The 21553-nt window shown below is 40.1% G+C and carries 22 protein-coding genes; 6 read left to right on the top strand and 16 right to left on the bottom strand.

Translation table 11 applies throughout. The annotated features are described in order from the left end of the window. Window positions 1–110 precede the first annotated feature (110 nt). The gene (locus KUA57_RS06030) at window positions 111–428 is read left to right on the top strand and encodes a DUF960 domain-containing protein (RefSeq protein ID WP_000886035.1); all 318 of its coding nucleotides are present in this window, start codon (window positions 111–113) and stop codon (window positions 426–428) included. Window positions 429–625: 197 nt separating this feature from the next. Here KUA57_RS06030 and folK read toward each other — a convergent pair whose 3' ends face one another. The 6 genes from folK to KUA57_RS06060 all read right to left on the bottom strand — a co-directional run bounded on the left by folK (window position 626) and on the right by KUA57_RS06060 (window position 6708). Further along, a complete protein-coding gene (gene folK / locus KUA57_RS06035) occupies window positions 626–1438 on the bottom strand; it encodes a 2-amino-4-hydroxy-6-hydroxymethyldihydropteridine diphosphokinase (protein WP_218493858.1) in 813 nt (270 codons plus the stop codon). Window positions 1439–1596: 158 nt separating this feature from the next. After that, window positions 1597–2151, bottom strand: coding sequence for a GTP cyclohydrolase I FolE (gene folE, locus KUA57_RS06040; protein WP_000380918.1), 555 nt, complete (start codon window positions 2149–2151; stop codon window positions 1597–1599). Further along, window positions 2132–3454 carry a bifunctional folylpolyglutamate synthase/dihydrofolate synthase gene (locus KUA57_RS06045; protein WP_218493859.1) on the bottom strand — a complete coding sequence of 441 codons (1323 nt, stop codon included), beginning with the start codon at window positions 3452–3454 and terminating at the stop codon, window positions 2132–2134. The genes folE and KUA57_RS06045 overlap by 20 nt, the downstream gene beginning before the upstream one ends. Before the next feature lies 1 nt (window position 3455). Next, entirely contained in the window at window positions 3456–4436 is a 981-nt protein-coding gene (folP, locus tag KUA57_RS06050; RefSeq protein WP_218493860.1) for a dihydropteroate synthase, read from the bottom strand. Window positions 4437–4529: 93 nt separating this feature from the next. Next, on the bottom strand, window positions 4530–5237 hold the full coding sequence (locus KUA57_RS06055) for a CPBP family intramembrane glutamic endopeptidase (RefSeq protein WP_153210442.1): 708 nt from the start codon (window positions 5235–5237) through the stop codon (window positions 4530–4532). A gap of 52 nt (window positions 5238–5289) precedes the next feature. Beyond that, the gene (locus tag KUA57_RS06060; RefSeq protein ID WP_064276419.1) at window positions 5290–6708 is read right to left on the bottom strand and encodes an NCS2 family permease; all 1419 of its coding nucleotides are present in this window, start codon (window positions 6706–6708) and stop codon (window positions 5290–5292) included. Between the two features lie 189 nt (window positions 6709–6897). On the opposite strand from KUA57_RS06060, the gene KUA57_RS06065 reads away from it, so the two are divergent. The 5 genes from KUA57_RS06065 (at window position 6898) to KUA57_RS06085 (ending at window position 12048) form a co-directional block, all read left to right on the top strand. Continuing rightward, complete coding sequence (locus tag KUA57_RS06065; RefSeq protein ID WP_218493861.1) at window positions 6898–7710, top strand: Cof-type HAD-IIB family hydrolase; 813 nt, start codon at window positions 6898–6900, stop codon at window positions 7708–7710. A 330-nt stretch (window positions 7711–8040) separates the two neighbouring features. Beyond that, entirely contained in the window at window positions 8041–9060 is a 1020-nt protein-coding gene (adhP, locus tag KUA57_RS06070) for an alcohol dehydrogenase AdhP (protein ID WP_000649186.1), read from the top strand. Between the two features lie 234 nt (window positions 9061–9294). Continuing rightward, complete coding sequence (locus KUA57_RS06075) at window positions 9295–10284, top strand: PTS sugar transporter subunit IIB (RefSeq protein WP_218493862.1); 990 nt, start codon at window positions 9295–9297, stop codon at window positions 10282–10284. Between the two features lie 25 nt (window positions 10285–10309). Next, complete coding sequence (locus KUA57_RS06080; RefSeq protein ID WP_000022716.1) at window positions 10310–11113, top strand: PTS mannose/fructose/sorbose transporter subunit IIC; 804 nt, start codon at window positions 10310–10312, stop codon at window positions 11111–11113. A gap of 23 nt (window positions 11114–11136) precedes the next feature. Beyond that, on the top strand, window positions 11137–12048 hold the full coding sequence (locus KUA57_RS06085) for a PTS system mannose/fructose/sorbose family transporter subunit IID (RefSeq protein ID WP_000136864.1): 912 nt from the start codon (window positions 11137–11139) through the stop codon (window positions 12046–12048). 55 nt (window positions 12049–12103) lie between these two features. Here KUA57_RS06085 and pepC read toward each other — a convergent pair whose 3' ends face one another. The 10 genes from pepC to KUA57_RS06135 form a co-directional block, all read right to left on the bottom strand. Next, window positions 12104–13438 (bottom strand): aminopeptidase C, encoded by a 1335-nt coding sequence (gene pepC, locus KUA57_RS06090; protein ID WP_023947023.1) that lies wholly within the window; start codon window positions 13436–13438, stop codon window positions 12104–12106. 111 nt (window positions 13439–13549) lie between these two features. Beyond that, on the bottom strand, window positions 13550–14272 hold the full coding sequence (locus KUA57_RS06095) for a pseudouridine synthase (protein ID WP_218493863.1): 723 nt from the start codon (window positions 14270–14272) through the stop codon (window positions 13550–13552). Window positions 14273–14540: 268 nt separating this feature from the next. Further along, window positions 14541–14771 (bottom strand): GlsB/YeaQ/YmgE family stress response membrane protein, encoded by a 231-nt coding sequence (locus KUA57_RS06100; RefSeq protein ID WP_000901572.1) that lies wholly within the window; start codon window positions 14769–14771, stop codon window positions 14541–14543. A 9-nt stretch (window positions 14772–14780) separates the two neighbouring features. Continuing rightward, window positions 14781–16022, bottom strand: coding sequence for an aminopeptidase (locus tag KUA57_RS06105; RefSeq protein ID WP_218493864.1), 1242 nt, complete (start codon window positions 16020–16022; stop codon window positions 14781–14783). Window positions 16023–16043: 21 nt separating this feature from the next. Further along, on the bottom strand, window positions 16044–16196 hold the full coding sequence (locus tag KUA57_RS06110; RefSeq protein ID WP_000776626.1) for a hypothetical protein: 153 nt from the start codon (window positions 16194–16196) through the stop codon (window positions 16044–16046). A 73-nt stretch (window positions 16197–16269) separates the two neighbouring features. Continuing rightward, the gene (locus KUA57_RS06115; protein ID WP_218493865.1) at window positions 16270–18147 is read right to left on the bottom strand and encodes a DUF262 domain-containing protein; all 1878 of its coding nucleotides are present in this window, start codon (window positions 18145–18147) and stop codon (window positions 16270–16272) included. After that, on the bottom strand, window positions 18141–19463 hold the full coding sequence (locus KUA57_RS06120) for a DUF262 domain-containing protein (RefSeq protein ID WP_061864483.1): 1323 nt from the start codon (window positions 19461–19463) through the stop codon (window positions 18141–18143). Before KUA57_RS06120 ends, KUA57_RS06115 begins: the two co-directional genes overlap by 7 nt. Window positions 19464–19470: 7 nt before the next feature. Then, window positions 19471–20421, bottom strand: a complete 951-nt coding sequence (locus KUA57_RS06125; RefSeq protein ID WP_218493866.1) for a helix-turn-helix transcriptional regulator — start codon at window positions 20419–20421, stop codon at window positions 19471–19473. 15 nt (window positions 20422–20436) lie between these two features. Next, on the bottom strand, window positions 20437–20940 hold the full coding sequence (locus KUA57_RS06130) for a DnaA ATPase domain-containing protein (RefSeq protein ID WP_049510061.1): 504 nt from the start codon (window positions 20938–20940) through the stop codon (window positions 20437–20439). A 51-nt stretch (window positions 20941–20991) separates the two neighbouring features. Then, window positions 20992–21513 (bottom strand): DnaA ATPase domain-containing protein, encoded by a 522-nt coding sequence (locus KUA57_RS06135; RefSeq protein ID WP_061864482.1) that lies wholly within the window; start codon window positions 21511–21513, stop codon window positions 20992–20994. Between the last annotated feature and the right edge of the window lie 40 nt (window positions 21514–21553).

Consider the following 21553-nt stretch of genomic DNA (forward strand, 5'->3'; position numbering starts at 1 on the left):
ATTATTTGAAAAAATTTCATAGGAAGCTATGTTTATGAAGAAAAAATCACCTTTTCTTGATTTTTAATCCTATTTGCTGTATGATAAGGGAAAAGAAAGGGGGAAGAAATATGGCTTTTACCAATACCCACATGCGGTCAGCTAGTTTTGGCATTGTTACCAGCTTGCCTGATGACGTTATTGACTCATTTTGGTATATCATCGACCATTTCTTAAAAAATGTCTTTGAATTGGAAGAAGAACTCGAGTTTCAATTGCTCAATAACCAAGGAAAAATTACCTTCCACTTCTCAAGTCAACACCTCCCTACAGCCATTGATTTTGATTTTAACCACCCTTTCGACCCTCTTTATCCCCCCAGAGTCTTGGTTTTAGACATGGATGGTAGAGAGACTATCCTCCTCCCAGAAGAAAATGACCTATTTTAATACTCAATGAAAATCAAAGAGCAAACTAGGAAGCTAGCCGCAGGTTGCTCAAAACACTGTTTTGAGGTTGTGGATAGAACTGACGAAGTCAGTAACCATACCTACGGTAAGGCGACGCTGACGTGGTTTGAAGAGATTTTCGAAGAGTATAAAAACTCTAGCCTTCAGTTGCAAGTGACTGAAAACTAGAGTTTTTTCTATTGTTTCAAAGCATTATACAAGTTGCGGATCGGTTGCTTTAATGTCGGATGGATAAAATGAGGCGCAATTTCTTGAAGAGATTCAAGGACAAAAAGGCGTTCCGCTATGTAAGGATGAGGCAAGATGAGGTCGTCTGTATAAATGACCTGGTCCTCCACAAAGAGCAAGTCCAAATCAATCAAACGAGGTCCCCAATGCACTTCTCTCACCCGTCCCATCTCTGACTCAATGGCTAACAAGGTCTCTAATAAAACTGGGGCGGGCAACCAGGTTTCAACCTCAACCACTTGATTAGCAAAGCTATCTTGCTCCACACCACCCCAAGGCTCCGTCGTCAAGACACTGGACTCTTTGAGAATATGGATACCTCGAGCTCGCATTTTCTCAATGGCTTGTTTCAAATTTGCTTGTTTATCTCCCATATTGCTTCCTAGGGCGATAAAGGCTCGTTGCTTGCGGCGATGAATGGTTACCGAGCAAGTATCTAGCGGCAAATGCACTGGCGCCCAAGGTTTTTTCAGTTCTAGCTTTATTTCTTGGACAAGAGGATAAGCCTCAAAAGTACGTTCTACCAGTTTGTAGGCTACCGTTTCAATCAAATCTTCAGTGCTCTCCTGAAACCAAGTCGTCCACTGCTGACACAGTTCTCCGTAATGGACAGAGGCTGTTAAATCCAAATCTGTAGCCGCCTTAGTCATATCATAGAATAGGATAGCTGAAACGACAAACTTTTGCCCTAATTCTTTCTCACTAGGAAAAAGACCATGATAGGCAAAAATTTCCAAATCCTTAATCTGCAGTTGATCCATAATGATTCCTTTCTAGAAAAATCCGCTTCAAGCGGATTTTTTTTATACTCAATGAAAATCAAAATGCAAACTAGAAAGCTAGCCGCAGGCTGCTCAAAACACTGTTTTGAGGTTGCAGATGAAAGCTGACGTGGTTTGAATTTGATTTTCGAAGAGTATTATAGTCCCATTAAACGATAAGCCTGGTCTCGGAGGTCCTTATCTGTTTCAAATAGACCACGAGCTACTGTCGTCAAGGTTGCAGTGCCTGGTTTTCTGACACCACGCATGCTCATACACATATGTTCCGCCTCAATGACAACAAAGGCTCCTTTAGCACCTAGATAGTCCATCAAGGCATCAGCCACTTCGATATTCAAACGTTCTTGAATTTGTGGTTTTTTCGAATAAACTTCAACCGTACGGGCTAGCTTAGACAAACCTGCTACACGGCCATCTGGAATATAGGCAATATGCGCTCTCCCATAAAATGGCAATAAGTGGTGTTCACACATGGTATGGAAAAAGATATCCTTTTCTACCACCATATTATCGTCAATAATCTCAAAAGATTTTGACAAATGTTCCTCCGCTGTTTGACCAAGCCCTGAAAAAATCTCTTGGTACATACGGGCCACACGAGCAGGCGTTTCCTGCAAGCCCTCACGGTTAGCGTCCTCTCCGACAGCCTCGATAATCATTTTTACAGCTGCTTCAATCTTTTGTGTATCCATTTTCGTTCTTCCTCTCCATCAGATAGGCTCTCACTTGGCTCAAGAAATACAAAGAACCTGTGACAATCCTAACTGTTTGTTTCTCTTCTTTTTTATCTGTCAATTTCTGCTCTAGAAAATCCTGCCAACCTTGGTAGCTGAGATTTCTAGACTTGGCTGCCTCTTTCAGCACATTTTCATCAGTCGCCCGACTATCGTCAAAATGTGTCAGGGTAAGCTCGGTATCTGGCATGGCCCCCAGCAAGTCCAACATATCCTCCAAGGCCTTGGTTTTGATACAAGTAAAGAGGATTTCCTTACGATAATCCGCAAAGCGTTCTTGCAAGGTTGCTAATAAAGCCTTGATAGCATGGGGATTGTGGGCTCCATCCAAAATCATCAAGGGTTCTCTTGACACTACCTCCAGACGCCCCGGCCATCTTGTTTCTTCCAGAGCTTGAGCAAGCAAGGTATTAGCTGGTAGCTCTCGACCATCTTCTTGACAAAAATTATCAAGTAAAGCTATGGCCATCCCAGCATTCTCTATCTGGTGCAAGCCAAGCAGGCCAGTCTGGAAGCGACCTTGCCTGACAACACTTGTATAGTCAAAGACTTCACCCGTTACCACACTCTTTTGATGGCTGATCTGATAATCTGCCCCGTAGGCAAGTCTCGGCGCATTTTTATCTTCCGCAATGCGGTCAATCACAGCCAAAGCTTCTGGAGCAATACGCCCTGTTACCAAGGGAATCCCTTGTTTGATAATACCAGCTTTCTGCTCTGCTATGGCCTCCAAAGTGTCACCAAGTAGGGCTACATGATCCAATCCAATAGTCGTAATTCCTGTCAAAATGGGCTGGCAAACATTGGTACTATCCAAAAGTCCACCCATGCCCACTTCCATGATAGCCACATCTACTTGCTCTGAGGCAAAGTAGTCATAGGCTATGGCTGTGATAATCTCAAACTCGGTTGTGCCCTGTAAATTAGCGGTCGCTTCTCCCTCAAGTAAAGACTGATAGTCTGCCATGAGAGTTTCGAGTCTAGCCTCGGGAATAGATTCCCCGTTGATGCTAATCTGGTCTGTGTAATGAATGAGGTAGGGCGAGCTGAAAACACCAACTCTCAGCCCTAGCTTTTCTAGCATATTTTTCAAAAAAGCAATTGTCGACCCCTTGCCATTGGTTCCTCCGATATGGATGACCTTGAGTTTGAGATGGGGATTGCCACGCAAAGCTAATAGTTCCACCATTCGTTCCAAGCCAAAATGCGGTTGGTCCGTCCGGTAGTTAGCAATCCACTGATTATTTTCAAATTCTTTCATCTTATTTATATTGTTTTAAATCTAGATTTTCCGCTTCATCAGCCAGACGAATAGCGGAGGCAATTTCAACTGCCATCCTGTGACTAGCTACATCATGCACGCGCACCACTTCTACACCCTGCCTCGCAGCGATACTAGTTACATGAGCCGAAGCTGTGTCCCGATTGCGGAAACCAAGTTCTGTCTCAGGATTGACTTCAAAACCATTTTCTTCAAGGATATTGATGACAAATCGCTTGCGCGACACTCCGAGAAAGATTGGATAACCTTTCTGATGTAGTTTATCCAGATCCCGTAAAAGAAGCAAATTTTCTTTCTTGGTTAGACCAAAGCCGATTCCCAGATCCAACAGGATATTTTCTTGTGCAATCCCAGCTTCCTCTGCTCTCGCTAGTGCTCGTTCAAAGAAAGCCTCCATTAACTCTTCGATTGGCAATGTTTCAAAGTCAGCTAACTCTTCCTCTGTAAAAGCTTGTCCAAAACCAAAATGAGGAAATATGAGCGAGCTAGGATGCTGAGGTCGCGCCATAACTGGATTAAACATGATGACCACTTTCGCTCTCGCTTCTGCTACCACATGAGCCATTTTTTCATCACCCATGAGACCAGTGATATCATTAACTAGATTAGCACCAGCAGCCAAAGCCGCCTCTGCCACCTGACTTTTCCAAGTATCGATAGAGATGAGAACATCACTTTCCTTGCGAATAGCTTTGATTACTGGAACAACACGCTGGATTTCCTCTTCTATCTCAACATAGCTATAGCTACTTCCCGGCCGAGTTGATTCTCCACCGATATCGAGCATACTGGCTCCTTCTGCTATCAATTTACGAGCCTGCTGGAGTGCCTGCTCAAGAGCAAAAAATTGACCACCATCCGAAAAGGAATCTGGGGTTACATTGATAATTCCGCAAATAGCTGTCTTTGCATGATTTACTTTAGTTGACATATCGGTCACTCCCTCAAGGCTTTTCATCATATTATTTCTCTATTTTACCATAAAAAGAAAAAGATGGACACGATTGCATTCATCTTTTTCCCAGTAGAAACAAGTAAGCAATTGTCAAAAATCTTAAACAGAAATCCCTAATGTCCGACTCAAAATCACCACGAGAGCCAGCAAACAGAAAGCAACCCCATTCACAATCATGTGAAGTAAGATAGACATTTCCAAACGTTGGGTCTTGTAAGCCGTCCAAGACAGAACGATCGACATACCTCCATAAATCAATAAAGAAGGTAAATTACTTGGTTGATGCAATAAAGCAAACACAATCGTACCGACTATAAATCCCAAGTTCTCTTTTCCTCGGAAAATCTTTTTAGGAACAATCCCACGGCACAAGATTTCCTCACAAATTGGAGCAAGCAAGGCCAACAAGAAGAAACTGGAAATCAGAGAACTATTCTGAACCATGTCGTTAATCTGAGACTGATTCCCTGTTGTCGTCTCATTTGATAGTTGCAATAAAATGGAACCAAGTATATTTGAACAGATAATGACTAAATAACTTAATCCCAAACGTGCCAAATCCTTCGCTCTAAAAAAAGAAAAATTAAAACTTGCTAACTGCGTTTTACGAGCTCCAATAATAAACAGCACCAGAATCACAATCGAAATACCAGAAACTATCAGTCCTGACTGCAACAGTGGTACTGCATTTAAAGTTAAAATAGCAGTAACCCCTATAGGAATCTGATATAAAATTGTCGCTAGCAGAAAGATTAACAGCCAACCTGCACGATTCAATAATTCTTTCCAGATACTTTTCTCTTTCATCACCTATCTCCTTTGTATTAAAAAAGGGGGAAATTCCCCCTGGGTTATCCTATTATAAGGCCATGCTGATGTAGTTAAGGATAAACAAGGCATCCAAAATCCAAATCATGACATGAACATCTTTAGCTTGACCTTTGACAAGCTTAGTCAAAGTGTAAGTCAAGAAACCAACTGCAATCCCTTGAGTGATAGAGTAGCTGAATCCCATAAAGATAGATGTGAAGAAAGCAGGAACCGCTTCAGACATATCGTCCCAATGGATATTTTTCAAGCTAGCCAACATCATAATCCCAACGATAATCAAGATTGGAGCTGTAGCGGCTGTTGGTACAATCGCTAGAAGTGGGCTAAAGAAGCTTGAGATCGCAAAACAGATAGCTACGACCAAGGCTGTCAAACCAGTACGTCCACCCGCACCGATACCAGCAGCAGACTCGACATAAGTCGTTACGTTCGAAGTACCAGCGATGGCACCAATTGAAGTACCAATCAAGTCAGAGTAAAGAGCCTTATCCAACTTAGCTGATTGGTGATTTTCACCATTTGTCGCTACGATACCAACTTTTTCACCTGTACCGATCAAGGTACCAATTGTATCAAAAATATCTGTCAATGAGAAGGCAAGAATAGCCATCAGAGTTTCAGGCAAGCGAGCTGTATCTGAAATCAAAGCTCCCAAACCTTCTGAACCAAGAGCTACACCAAAGACTGTCTTCAAGTCTTCAAAGGCTGCACCAACATGGTTATTAGCAAAATCGATGCTTGACAAATCTACCAAACCAACTGCGATAGCAAGAATAGTTGTTGTCAAGATAGAGAGGATAATTCCCCCTTTAATTCCTTTGATAACAAAGAAGATTGTAATGGCCAGTCCTGCAAGTGCCACCAAAACAGCTGGGTTATTAAAGTCAACCAATCCTGGAACTGCTGAAGAGTTTGCTGCAATCGTTGCTTTAGCTTTGTCAGCCCCTTCTCCTACAACAGTATAGTTACCTGGATCAATCGTAAATTTCAAAAATCCAGCATTCTTAATTCCTACGTAGGCAAGAAAGACACCGATACCAGCTGAAATAGCTGAGCGAAGAGCATTTGGAATCGATTCAATGATCATTTTACGAACATTTGTCAAGGTAATAATCAATGAGATAATCCCACAGATGAAGACCATAGCCAAGGCTTGTTGCCAAGAATAACCGAGTCCAAATACAACTGTAAAGGTAAAGAAGGCATTGAGTCCCATACCTGGTGCTTGGGCATAAGGTAAGTTAGCATAGAAGGCCATCATCAGGGTACCCGCAACTGCACCGATAATCGTTGCGAGGAATACACCTTGAGCAGGCATTCCTGTTTGCGAAAGAATTTGTGGGTTTACAAAGAGAATATAACTCATTGCAAAGAAAGTTGTTAAACCAGCGAGAACCTCTGTACGAACGTCTGTACCGTTCTCTTTTAGTTTAAATAATTTGTCCATTATTAATCTCCTTTTAATTTTTACGAACAATAATAGAATTATATCATTTATCATTCACTTTTTCAATATCTTTGTTTGATTTATTTAAGAAATTGATCCAATTTCATTTTTTGTTTGGAATCTGCTTTTCTGCCTGCTTTCTGTTATAATAGAAGACATCTTATCTGAAAAGACACTAGAAAGGTCCCTATGACGAAAAAAATTATTGCAGTTGACCTGGATGGAACCCTGCTCAACTCAGACAGTCAAATTTCTGACTTTACCAAAGAAACCATAAAAAAAGTTACTGAAAAAGGCCATCAAGTTATTATTACGACAGGGCGCCCTTACCGCATGTCAAAAGATTTCTACCGTGAACTAGGCTTAGACACTCCTATGATTAATTTCAACGGCTCCCTCACTCATTTACCAGACCAAACTTGGGACTTTGAAAAGTGTTTGACTGTAGACAAAAAATATCTGCTAGATATGGTTCGACGTTCAGAGGACATTCAAGCCGATTTTATCGCTGGAGAATACCGTAAAAAATTCTACATTACAAATCCTAATGAAGAAATTGCCAATCCCAAACTATTTGGTGTGGAAGCTTTCCATCCTGAAGATCAATTTCAGCCTGAATTAGTGACCAAAGATCCTAACTGTATCCTGTTACAGACCAGAGCCATTAACAAGTATGCCTTGGCAAAAGAAATGAATGCCTTCTACCAGCATCAACTTTCTATTAATACTTGGGGTGGTCCGCTCAATATCCTTGAGTGTACCCCAAAAGGTGTCAATAAGGCCTTTGCTTTGGACTACTTGCTCAAGGTAATGAACCGAGATAAAAAGGATTTGATTGCTTTTGGAGATGAACACAATGATACCGAAATGCTAGCTTTTGCTGGGAAGGGCTATGCCATGAAAAATGCTAACCCAGAGCTACTCCCTTATGCAGATGAGCAAATTTCCTTGACAAATGACCAAGATGGGGTTGCAAAAACCCTGCAAGACTTATTCTTATAGTCCATACTGATACTCAATGAAAATCAAAGAGCAAACTAGGAAGCTAGCCGTAGGCAGTACTTGAGTACGGCAAGGCGAAGCTGACGTGGTTTGAATTTGATTTTCGAAGAGTATGACCAGCTTGCGAGCTGGTCTTTGTGTTCTTTTCACAGTCTCATCAACCAGTTAATCGATTGTTCTACTTTTTGCATCCAAAACCTTGGAAAAGGCTTTCTTTTGTGATATACTTCACATATAAATACAAGAGAGCTCGTCACACTCGACTCTGTTGACACAAAATCAATCCAGTCCCGTTTCTCCTGCTCTCAGTTAATATCAAGGAGGATAGCTATGAAAGCTGTTGTTGTAAATCCAGAAAGCACTGGTGTTGCTGTTGAAGAAAAAGTACTCCGTCCACTTGAAACTGGGGAAGCACTTGTAGAAATTGAATATTGTGGTGTTTGCCACACTGACCTCCACGTTGCCCATGGTGACTTTGGTCAGGTACCAGGACGTGTCCTAGGTCACGAAGGTGTTGGTATCGTTAAAGAAATTGCCCCAGATGTGAAAAGCCTTAAAGTCGGTGACCGCGTCAGCGTTGCTTGGTTCTTTGAAGGATGTGGCACTTGCGAATACTGTACAACTGGTCGCGAAACCCTTTGCCGTACAGTGAAAAATGCCGGCTACTCAGTAGATGGTGGTATGGCTGAACAATGTATCGTAACTGCAGACTATGCTGTTAAAGTTCCTGACGGACTTGATCCAGCCCAAGCCTCTTCTATCACATGTGCTGGTGTAACAACCTATAAAGCTATTAAAGAAGCCAAAGTTGAACCAGGCCAATGGGTTGTTCTTTACGGCGCTGGTGGACTTGGTAACCTAGCTGTTCAATACGCTAAAAAAGTATTCAATGCTCATGTCATCGCAGTTGATATCAATAACGACAAACTTGCCCTTGCAAAAGAAGTGGGTGCGGACATTGTTATTAACGGCCTCGAAGTTGAAGATGTACCTGGACTCATCAAGGAAAAAACTGATGGTGGAGCTCATTCAGCTGTCGTAACTGCTGTATCTAAAGTTGCCTTCAACCAGGCTGTTGACTCAGTTCGTGCTGGTGGTCGCGTAGTCGCTGTTGGTCTCCCTTCTGAAATGATGGAACTCAGCATCGTGAAAACCGTTCTAGATGGAATCCAAGTCATCGGTTCTCTTGTTGGAACTCGTAAAGACTTGGAAGAAGCCTTCCAATTCGGTGCAGAAGGTTTAGTAGTTCCAGTTGTCCAAAAACGCCCAGTCGAAGATGCCGTAGCCATTTTTGACGAAATGGAAAAAGGTCAAATCCAAGGACGTATGGTACTTGACTTCACCCACTAATCTAATAAAAACCTATTTTAAAAGTTGGAATGCGCTTCCAACTTTTTTATATTAAATTTTTTAATAAGGATTCAAAAAAACTTCTCTAAAACTCAATATATCAATATTTTCAGATGTAATCTTTTTAATTATTTTATGATAAATAGTTGATTTTTAGATGAAAACGGTTTATACTTAAACAGTCTTAAAGTTTTCTTAAACGAAAACTAAAACAAAAAAGGAGGAATGACAATAATGAGTATCGGAATCATTATTGCGAGCCACGGCGAATTTGCTGCGGGTATTCATCAGTCAGGATCTATGATCTTTGGTGAACAAGAAAAGGTTCAAGTTGTAACCTTTATGCCAAACGAAGGTCCTGATGATCTATACGCTAAGTTTAATAACGCTGTTGCTGCATTTGACGCAGAAGATGAGGTTCTAGTTTTGGCTGACCTTTGGAGTGGATCTCCATTTAACCAAGCTAGCCGCGTGATGGGAGAAAATCCTGAGCGTAAGTTTGCCATCATCACAGGACTGAACTTACCGATGTTAATTCAAGCCTACACAGAGCGCCTCATGGACGCTGCTGCAGGTGTCGAAAAAGTCGCTGCTAATATCATTAAAGAAGCCAAAGATGGCATCAAGGCTCTTCCAGAAGAGCTAAACCCAGTTGAGGAAGTAGCAAGTGCTGCAGCTGATCCAGTTGCCCAAGCTGCTATTCCAGAAGGAACTGTCATCGGAGACGGTAAACTCAAAATCAACCTTGCCCGTCTAGACACTCGTTTACTTCACGGTCAAGTTGCAACTGCTTGGACTCCAGATTCAAAAGCAGATCGTATCATCGTTGCTTCAGATAACGTAGCTAAAGACGAATTACGTAAAGAATTGATTAAACAAGCAGCTCCAGGTAAAGTGAAAGCAAACGTTGTTCCTATCCAAAAACTAATCGACGTTGCAAAAGATCCTCGCTTCGGAGGAACACATGCCCTTATCTTGTTTGAAACACCTCAAGATGCCCTTCGTGCTATTGAAGGTGGCGTGCCAATCAAAACTCTTAATGTTGGATCAATGGCTCACTCAACTGGTAAAACAATGGTTAACAACGTTTTGTCTATGGATAAAGAAGACGTTGCTACATTTGAAAAAATGCGTGACCTTGGTGTTGAATTTGATGTACGTAAAGTACCAAACGACACGAAAAAAGATTTGTTTGACTTGATCAACAAAGCAAACGTGCAATAATCGATTTTATGAAAGGATTTTAAAGATGTCTATTATTTCTATGGTTTTAGTAGTCGTTGTAGCCTTCCTAGCAGGTCTTGAAGGTATCCTCGACCAGTTCCAATTCCATCAACCAATCGTAGCTTGTACCCTTATCGGCCTTGTTACTGGTAACCTTGAAGCAGGGATCATCCTTGGTGGTTCTCTTCAAATGATCGCCCTTGGTTGGGCTAACATCGGAGCTGCCGTAGCTCCTGACGCTGCTCTTGCTTCTGTTGCTGCTGCCATTATCATGGTTCTTGGTGGCGACTTTACTAAGACAGGTATCGGTGTTGCCCAAGCGGTTGCTATCCCTCTTGCAGTTGCTGGTCTATTCTTGACTATGATTGTCCGTACACTCTCTGTCGGATTGGTTCACACTGCTGATGCTTCTGCTAAAAAAGGTGACTTCAAAGCAGTTGAACGTGCTCACTTTGTCGCACTTCTTCTTCAAGGTCTTCGTATTGCAGTCCCTGCAGCACTCCTTCTAATGGTACCAACTGAAACAGTACAAAGCATTCTAAATGCTATGCCTGATTGGCTCAAAGATGGTATGGCTATCGGTGGTGGTATGGTCGTTGCCGTTGGTTACGCTATGGTTATCAACATGATGGCAACTCGTGAAGTATGGCCATTCTTCGCTATCGGTTTCGTGCTTGCTGCCGTGTCAGATATTACTCTAATCGGATTTGGTGCTATCGGTGTTGCTATCGCTCTTATCTACCTTCACCTTTCTAAAACTGGTGGAAACGGTGGCGGAGGAGCCGCAACTTCTAACGACCCAATCGGCGATATCCTAGAAGACTACTAAGATAAGAAAGGACTGAAAACATCATGACTGAAAAACTTCAATTAACTAAATCAGATCGTAAAAAAGTTTGGTGGCGTTCAACTTTCTTACAAGGTTCTTGGAACTATGAACGTATGCAAAACTTGGGTTGGGCTTACTCATTAATTCCAGCTCTTAAAAAACTCTACACTAAAAAAGAAGATCAAATAGCTGCTCTTGAACGCCATCTTGAGTTCTTCAACACTCACCCATACGTAGCCGCTCCAATCATGGGGGTTACTCTTGCACTTGAAGAAGAACGTGCTAACGGTGTTGAAATTGATGACGCTGCTATCCAAGGGGTTAAAATCGGTATGATGGGACCTCTTGCTGGTATCGGTGACCCAGTATTCTGGTTTACAGTACGCCCAATCCTTGGATCACTCGGTGCTTCACTTGCCCTTACTGGTAATATCTTAGGTCCAATCCTCTTCTTCGTTCTTTGGAACTTGATTCGTATGTCATTCTTGTGGTATACACAAGAGATTGGATACAAGGCTGGATCAGAAATCACTAAAGATATGTCTGGCGGTATCCTTCAAGACATCACTAAAGGAGCTTCTATCCTTGGTATGTTCATTCTTGCTGTCCTTGTTCAACGTTGGGTAAATATTAAATTTGCTTTCGATGTTGCCAAAGTTCAACTAGATGAAAAAGCTTATATCCATTGGGATAAATTGCCAGAAGGATCTAAAGGTATCCAAGAAGCATTCGCACAAGTAGGACAAGGATTGTCTCAAACACCTGAAAAAGTTACTACTTTCCAACAAAACTTGGATATGTTGATCCCTGGACTATCAGGACTACTCCTTACTCTCCTTTGCATGTACTTGCTTAAGAAAAAAGTATCTCCAATCACTATTATCCTTGCACTCTTCGCAGTGGGTATTGTGGCACATGTTCTTCACATCATGTAATCAAGCAACTTAAAAGGAATCAGGTTCTAAAATCTGATTCCTTTTTTCTATACTTTTATTCGGCCAAGGCACCCATTGGATCCCATGGTGCGAGTACAATTGGTTCTGCTTCATAGGCAGCTTGTTCTTCTGCTGTCAGCAATTCCTTACGGACAACGATTTGGTAAGTGTATTCGTCCATCCAAGCGTCTGAGGCAACAAAGTAACCATCGGTACCAACCTTGTCTCCCCATGAGTTTTCAACCTTCCACTTGGTTGACTTCCCATTTTCATCCAAATCAACACCTGTCAAGACCATGGCGTGGGTCATTAAGCTTTCGCTGTAATCCAAACGTCCAGCCTTGTCTTGAGTGAGTTTAATGTCCATGCTTGATTCAAAGTCATAAACATCTGTCGCAAGGATTCCAGCCTTACGGTTGCTGAGCTGGCCGACATCAGAACCAAACCAAACAGTCTCACCTGCTTGCATTTGAGCAATTGCCAACTCTTTCAAGCGCTCCATCGGCACGTTGATGTAACGAACCGCACGGCTACCAACCACATTTCCTAACATCTCAACTGTGTAAGATTGGCCGTAAGGCTTGTCAGCAGTTGGGGCGTTGATAACAGAAACGTAGTCTTCTAGAGGAAGATTGACATATTTCTTGTAAAACTCTTGTGGTGTAATGCCCTTTTCACTTTGGTAGTTGTTATCTTTATCGCGATAAGCAAAGTCAAATTTACGTGGTGGAAGTCCTAAAGACATAGCAAGAAAGTTAAAGATTTCTTGCAAGAGGTCTTCTTTCTTAGCTTGAACAGTCGCTTGGTCTGCACCAGAAGCAAGCAAGTCACGCAAAATTTGAGCATCTTGGCGAAGCAATTTGTTGAGAATGGCATTTAGCTCACGACTGCTACTAGATGAAACAGACTCAGGGTAAACTGACTTAGGCACGACACCGTATTTCTCAAAGAGAGAAACGACCATATCCCATTGACCGCCATCTTGTTGTGGAGTTTGAAGTAGGAATTTAACCTTACGACTCGTCAAGTCTTGGTCTGCAGTCGCAATGACTTGCTCCAAGAACCAGTTTGATTTCTCATACTTGTCCCAGAAGAATGTGTGGGCCTGTGACAACTCAAAATTCTCCAGTTTGTATTGAGAGATAAGTTTGTGGCGGAAGGTATTGAGAGCCGCAAACATCCAGCAACGACCAGATGCTTTCTGGTTAGTGACCTTGTCCTTGGTCAAATCCAATGAGAAAACAGGGGTGTTGTCTACATGGCTTTGGCGACGCTCAAGGGCTGCAAAAATTCCGTTGTGGCTGGCAGCATTTTCAATCGCTTGGTATTTTACATTTGCTTCATAATTGGCAAATAGTTTATCAGTAAATGATTCTTGAATCGCGTTCATAGATTCCTCCTTTTATTCTACAGTCTATTATAACTCTTTTCACAAAGGAAGCAACTGAAAAACATAAAAGGCAAGGACATTGTCCCTCACCTTTTTCTAATATAAATCAAACTAAGCAATACTTGCAAGGAGAATCTCTAATTCTTCCTTGGTCAAGCGACGCCATTCTCCTCGCTGCAAATTCTCATCTAAAACTAAAGTTCCCATAGTCAAACGTTGCAAGTCTACTACTTCCTTGCCACAGTAGCCCACCATACGCTTGACCTGATGGAACTTCCCTTCTGCAATGGTCACACGAATTTGGCTTTGATTTTTTTCTTTATCTATGGACACAATCTCCAGTCTAGCGGGCTGACAGGTAAAGTCTTTGAGCGGAATGCCCTTGGCAAATGTCTCTACGTCTTCTTGGGTCATAATTCCCTTGACCTGAGCCAGATAGGTCTTATCCACATGACGCTTTGGCGAAAGAAGAGCATGGGCAAGCTTGCCGTTATTAGTCAAGAGCAAAAGACCATGCGTGTCAATATCCAAGCGTCCTACTGGGAAAACTTCCTTGCTCCGAGCAATATCATCCAGCAAGTCCAGAACGGTTCTGTGCTTGGGATCCTCAGTCGCTGAAATAACCCCTTGGGGCTTGTTCATCATGTAGTAGACAAACTCTTCATACTCCAACACTTGCCCATCAAAGCGAATCTCATCTCTTTCTTCATCAATCTGCAATTTTGCTGACTTTTCTTTTTTACCATTTACCGTCACGCGCCCAGCCTTGAGCAAGTTTTTGACCTCAGTCCGACTTCCCACAGCGCAGGCAACTAAAAATTTATCTAATCTCATAGAACTATTATATCATACTCAAAAGGAGGCTGGTACAATGACCAACCTCCTTTTCGTTTCATACTCTTCAAAAATCTCTTCAAACCGCGTCAACATCGCCTTGCCGTATATATGTTACTGACTTCGTCAGTTCTATCTGCAACCTCAAAACAGTGTTTTGAGCTGACTTCGTCAGTTCTATCTACAACCGCAAAGCAGTGCTTTGAGCAGCCTGCGGCTAGTTTCCTAGTTTGCTCTTTGATTTTCATTGAGTATCAGATTTAAGAAATTAACTTCCTCGTCTCCAGAAAATCGCTAAGACAATCATGGAACCTAGTACTGCCGGAATAATGGCAGTTCCTGCTATTATCGGTCCCCAAGTCCCAAAAAGCAAATGGCCTATAAAGGCACCAATCCAGCCTAGAAACATTTTTCCAAAACACCCCATTCGCTCTCCACGATTGGTCAGAGTACCTGCTAAAAATCCCACTAGGAGACCAACGAACATACTTCCTAGCATATTATCTCCTTAATTTGCCCAATCTCCGTTACGGAAGAGTGGTACACGTGTCCCATCCTCACGGATACCATCGATATCCATTTGGTTAGAACCAATCATAAAGTCTACGTGAACATCTGAACGGTTAAGCCCCGCGGCTTCAAGCTCCTCTTCGCTCATATCCGCTCCACCAACTACGCTAGTCGCATAGGCTGCACCGATAGCCAAGTGGTTTGATGCATTTTCGTCGAAAAGGGTGTTAAAGAAGGTGATACCTGACTGAGAAATTGGACTTGGATCTGGCACCAAGGCACATTCACCTAAGGCACGCGCACCCGCATTTTCAAAGACAAGGTCTTTCATGACCTGATCACCCTTCTCAGCAGTGATATCTACGATTTGTCCATCTTTAAAGGTCACCTTAATACCTTCAATGATATTTCCATTATAGCTAAGCGGTTTTGTAGAAGTGACATAACCATCTGCACGACGAAAATCAGGTGCTGTGAAGACTTCCTCTGTCGGCATATTTGGCAAGAATCCTTCGCCCTGGGCATTTATAGCACCAGCGGATTCCCAAACGTGGTTCTTTGGCAAACCAAGTGTCAAATCTGTTCCTGGCGCTGTGTAGTGAAGGGCTGAGAATTGTTCTTTATTAAGCATATCTGCCTTGCTCTTGAGGATAGCCGCATGCTCTTCCCAAGCCTTAACAGGATCTTCTTCGTAAACACGGCAAGTTTTGAAGATTTGGTCCCAAAGGAGATCGACTGCTTCCTCGTCGCTCGCAGCATTTGGAAAGACTTTCTTAGCCCACTCAAGCCCAGCAGCAGCTGCTACAGTCCAGCTAACCTTGTTGGATTGAGTTGCGATACGCATTGGCTTCATAGCAAGTCCCATAGCTTTAGCAGAAGCTGAAAGCTTGTCAGCGTCCACTCCGTTCAAGGCACCCGGATCAGAAGAACGAACCCCAAGACGGCTAGCCTTGTTCTCCAAAAGATAGTTCATCTCAGCAATCTTGTATTCTGGCACATTGTCCAGACGCTCCATCGGCGCATGGAGGAATTTCTCACGGTTAATGACATCATCTGTCCACTGAACGATCACCTCATGCGCACCCAAAGCATAAGCTTCTTTGACGATTAAGTGAGCCAACTCGCGTTGCTCCACATCGATAGAGAGAGCCAAAGTGTGACCAGGTTGCACATTGATTCCGTTCGCAACCAATAATTTCGCATATTTTTCTAGATTTTCTTTAAAATTTGGTAAAACCATGTAATTTTCTCTTTTCTATTTTTATTTTTCTTTCAAAGCAGAAAATAATCCTGCTAAAGCAATGGCACCTGACAAGAGTGCTGTTGATAAAAGAATTGTTTGATCAGCAAGTTCTAATTGATATTCAAATACCTTCTCAGCCGGCTTATCTTCCGCAAAAATTCTTAGTTTCATGAAATATCCTCCCTTACTAGTATATCACATATATTGGTATTTTAAAAAACAAGCTTACTGAAGCTTGTTTTAATTAGCTATTACAAAAATTTTGTACATATCTTTCCACTTCTTTTTCCATAGATTGAATCTCACCAATATCCCATCTATTTTTTTTAGAAGTTATCTCTGCCATCATCTGTAATTTTAAACTCTGGCGATGGAATATATCTTCTTTTTCCCATTGTTTTAATTTAGCTTCTGGATAGGAGTTGCCAAACCTGGAGTTCTGACTATCGGTAATAATACAAAGGTTGCCAAAGGAATGTAAAAACTCAGCAGGTAATTGGCTCTCTCCATCATGTCCATTTGGATTCTGAGGATACCAATGCTCTATTGAACGACGATAAGCAAATTTAAAATCTCCAAACTCAATATCGTAATCTTTCTTCAATTCTTCACGATTTTTCCATAAAACATAATCTACAAAGTTAAAAGCATAAACAGGAATTGCCCCATATTTTTTGATACTTTTATCTTCGGTAAACAATCTTTCCTCAGCATATCTCACTGCCATTTTTTCCAGAAACTCCTTAAAGAGACTAGCAAATTCTGCTTGATTTAACTCTTCAATATGGTTAAACAAGAATTGCAAGATTTCATATAACCAACGACTATCACGATTAGCAGTAAAGGTCACAGCAAACATGGATTGAAGGAGGATAATATTTTTGTTTAAATTGTCAAAAGTATTTTTTTGAAAATTAATTCGAACATATTTCCATCCTCCATTTTCATTTCGTTGATATGTCTCATACTGACCTCGTTTGATTTGCCATTCGGTTTCATTTTCTAATTGGACATTTTTTACGATAAGCGTATCAAATATATGCTTCATAGTCAGAAGTAGTTGCCCAAATTGTTGGACCCATTCTCTATCTCGTCGTTCAATTTCAAAAATTTTCAATAATTTTTTATCATCAAATGTAGTTTCGTCATTTCCTTCCATGATGAAAAAAACTTGAAGTAAAAATGTTGGAAAATCAATTACAGTCGTATAATTTGAAATATCTGCTCCATTATTTACTAAGCTACTACTTTCATATTTTGTCTGAGTAATTGCATCTAGTAAACTTCGTTGCTCAATTTTTTTTACTCTTATTTTCTCAAATACACTTTCCAATTTGAAGTTAGTAAATTCTTTACCAAAAATTTTCTCTCCCTCTTCATCAGTATTGTTTGGTCTACTTCGGATTTGAAAAGTTTTTATTACCGGCTTATCAAACTCTGCACAGGCATCCCAAATTCTCGCAAATTTTTGTGCCATTTCTTGATCTTCACCAAATTTAGACATCATTTGTTCCTTAAGAATCTCATGAGCCTCTAGTTGTTCGCCTCGAGAGTTGAAACGTTCGAAATAAAGATTCAAATCTAAATCCTCAGGAAGTATACTCCGAAAAATGATGACATTCTCAAAAAGATAATCAACGAAAGACTGAGGATCAAGACGGCGCTCCTCTAGCACTTTTTTCAATGCGTCTTTAGCATATCTGTAACCTCTAGTCAGCTCATTTTCATCGTCCTCTGAAATTTCTTGCTTGGCAAATAAATCTTTAATATTTTTATTTGATTTCTGCCTAGCTGGGAAGGTAAGATTGACAGCTTTCAATCTATCAAAACCAAACTCATGCTTCAAAGCTAAGGCAATCAAATTAAGGGCTGTTGTCCGTTGTTGCCCATCTATGATTTTGAAAATGCCATTCTCTTTATTAACGACTAATGTTCCAATATAGTAATTGTCTCTATTTTTATAGTAATTGTCTCTATTTTCTTGAAAAGCATCCGCCACATCGTTCAACAATTGTTCAATTTCATCATAAGTCCAAGCAAAATTTCTCTGATATAGAGGAATAGCATAGGTATCTTCATTTAATAAACGATTAACTGATAAGCTTATATGTGTTTCTACCATTTATCTTTTTCCTCTTCTATAATCTTGTCCACAGTATAATTTTCAAATAGCCCTCTATCTATCTTAATCATGAAATCATTCGGAGTGACAGCATGAGATAAAAGTTGAAATAGCTTTTGAGCCTCTTTTTGTCTAAAACTTCCACCAGCAGCGTATTTCCCTACCGTTGCGTCATATATTGCTTTAGACTTAACTCTAGGGTAATAAGACCAAATAAACAAAGTCTCTACTATCTCCTTTGATAGCTCATCTTTTCCAAATCTCTCAGCAAAAAGCGAGCAAATATTTAGGAATATATTGTGACACTTGAGATAGCGTCCTTTGGAGCTATTGTAAATGTTTAACATACCTTCTGGGTAAGTTAGATTTTTTTCTTCTCCCTCTGACTCATTGGAGACTCGTAACTTTTCATTTAAAAAATCTTTATGATTTTTAATAGTTTCATGAGCAGATTCAATATACTCAAAAAATTTACTTCCATCAATGATTGGCATAGTAATAGACATGGTGAGATTTTCAATATGACGATACAATTCTAGATACGGAAAGTTCTGATTCAAATCAACGCCTTTAAAATCGTCAATAAAATCCTCTGTAAAACGCAGATAAGATCCATAACGTTTGTTTGTTAATCCTGTCTCTCCGCGCGACCAACGTCTCATACGGAAAAGATGTTTATCAAACAACTCTTTGAGACTTAAATCTTTATCTTCTACAAATTGCTCCCACTTTTCAACAATCTTTTCATCCTCTGAATCTTCCTTGCGAAGATGGTAGGCTTTGAGCAAATCATGAGGTTCTAAAGATTTTCCACGATTATTCTGAGAATCAAATAACTGAAAGGCTTCAGATAATCGTTTCTGTGGCATAGTAATCACGGAGACAGAACAATTTTCCAATAAAAAGTTGCAAATATCTTTTGCCTGATTTTCACCAACCAATTGAGTCAAATTTTCCCACTCATTATAATTTTCACTCGCATGATAGCAAGATAGCTCTCCAAATTCAGCAGCACTCAGCAGTTGATTAGCACCCTTATAATTCTCTAAATCATCTAATAAATGAAGAAACAAGGAAATAGAAATTAGCCGTTGCTGTCCATCGACAATATCTAAGTATCTATCATTTCCATCATTTTCATGCAAGATAACAGAACCAATCTGATATTCCTTTTTCCCCATAGCATCTCGTAAATCATAAAAAAGATTACGGATATGTTTTCTGTTCCATTTATATGGTCTTTGATAAGAAGGAATTCGCAAATTCCCTTCTTTCAATAGTTCTCCAACCTTTTTAGAAGTAAATTGAATAGTCATTTTACCCTCATCTATATTTATCTATCATTTCTTGAACTGTTTGCTTCATATCCTCTACTAAAATCCGAGGAGACAAAACAGTAACCGCTTCTCCTTGCCCCAGCAACCAGCGTTTAAGCCCCGGTGTATGCTGACTTTCAAACTGAAAATGAGTCCAATCGCCATTTTTCCCAACTATTTTTGCATTTGGAAATTGATCCATCACAATCGTCGGATCGTACAAGTACTCGATTTCAATACTGATTTTCTTCCCGATAAAAGCATCCACTCTCTCGTTACGAATATCACCATCTCTAAATTTATCTCGATAAGAAATAGAAGGTTTCTCTATACCACTAAAAGACCAGGACTGGATACGGTCTACTCTTAAAGTAATATAAGTAGCATGTTTCAACTGGTAAACAACCAGATAGAAATAATGATTATCATAGTAAAGAGAGACTGGCAAAACAGTCTGCCTCTTAGAAGATTCAGAATAAGGTTTTTGATAGATAATATCTAGAACCTGTTCATGCAAAATAGCTTCTGATAAATTCCAAATTTTCTCTATTCTATTTTGTTGATCCGTTAAGGGAGCATAGTTCAGCTTTTCACTGCCAATAATCTGCTCAATTTCTTTTTGGTCATCACGAGGAACTAAAACCAGCAAATTTTTTAGTAAGCTATCAATTTCTGGTCTGTTCAGTGCTCGATTTTCCAATAAAATCTTTGAAATAACGAGAATATCCTTTTTATTAAAAACTGACTTACTTGCTAAACAATACTTATTCGTCTTACGGTTATAAAGAAAATCTCCACTATAACTGGTGTTACTAGATAAAATATCACGGAGTAGCGAAAAATCTCTCTGTATAGTCTTTTCACTAACCTCAAATTCCTGAGCCAATTGCTTTTTTTCAAATGAAGTACCTAACTGTAAACGTAAAAAAATCGTTAGTAGTCTCTCTTGATCATTCATTTTCAGTCCTTCTTATTATTTTTCAAGCGATGTTAAACACGCTGTCATCCCCCACTTAAAACGCACAATTAAACGAGATTGAACATTTTTCAACTGATCTGGTTCAGAATCACCAGATAAAACAATTTGCTTATTCTTAATATGTTGAGAATTAAATAGATTAAAAAATTTTTCTTGAATCATATCATCTTTTTCTCCCAATACCTGAATATCATCTACAATTAGGAGATCAAACTCCTCACTTCTAACTTTTTGTATTTCTAACTCATTTTCCAATAAGTTTTCGGCAGAAATGTATTTTACTCGTTTTTCTGGATTGTTCTCAAGCACCTTATTCCCAATAGCTTGAAGGAGATGTGTTTTGCCTGAACCCGATTCCCCATAAATATAAAGGGGATTATATTGTAACCCTAAGTTTTCTACTACAGCTACGGCCCCTTTCTTTGCTAAATCATTACCATCTTTTTCTAGAAAATTTTTTAATTGATATTTGTTATCTAATCCTGTATTGTTCATCATTTTAACCTCTAACTTTGCACTTTATATTCAAAACGATTAAAGCAAAATAAACTAGCCCTTAGGTGATTTCAACTGTACCACTATGCCAGATTCGAAGAACTCAACTACGGATTCAGCCATATTTTTTAAGTCTTCGGGTAAGCAGTCTGAATATACAATGAAGAGTTTGTTTCTTTTCTTATTCTCTTTGAATTGCTGCATCCAGTATTCCTGTACCCTTTGATCAGCCTCTCCCAAAAATTGAACTCCCTCCAGAAAAATCAAGTCATACTCTGTATGCTCCATTTGCAGTTTTATCCATTGACTATGTTTAGAAAAAATCAAATTATCTCTCACTCGATAATATCCAAGTGATGCTATTGGAGTAGCAGGTTTTATTTTAGTTAACGTATAAAACAAATGCCATCTGTCAGTCTCTGAAATACCGCAAATGTAAATACATTGAGAATCTTCTTTTAAGTCTATTTGTGGGAATCCAGTCCAATCACTCCCATCATCTTTCAAGCCTTTTTCAAAATTGTAAATTTGCTCTTCAATTGACACGTTAGAATTTAAAATTCCTTGATCCACCATATTATACTCTCTTTTCTATTATTTTTAAGAGAATTATAAC

This window comes from Streptococcus vulneris (assembly GCF_019218685.1).
GTDB classification, from domain to species: Bacteria; Bacillota; Bacilli; order Lactobacillales; family Streptococcaceae; genus Streptococcus; species Streptococcus vulneris.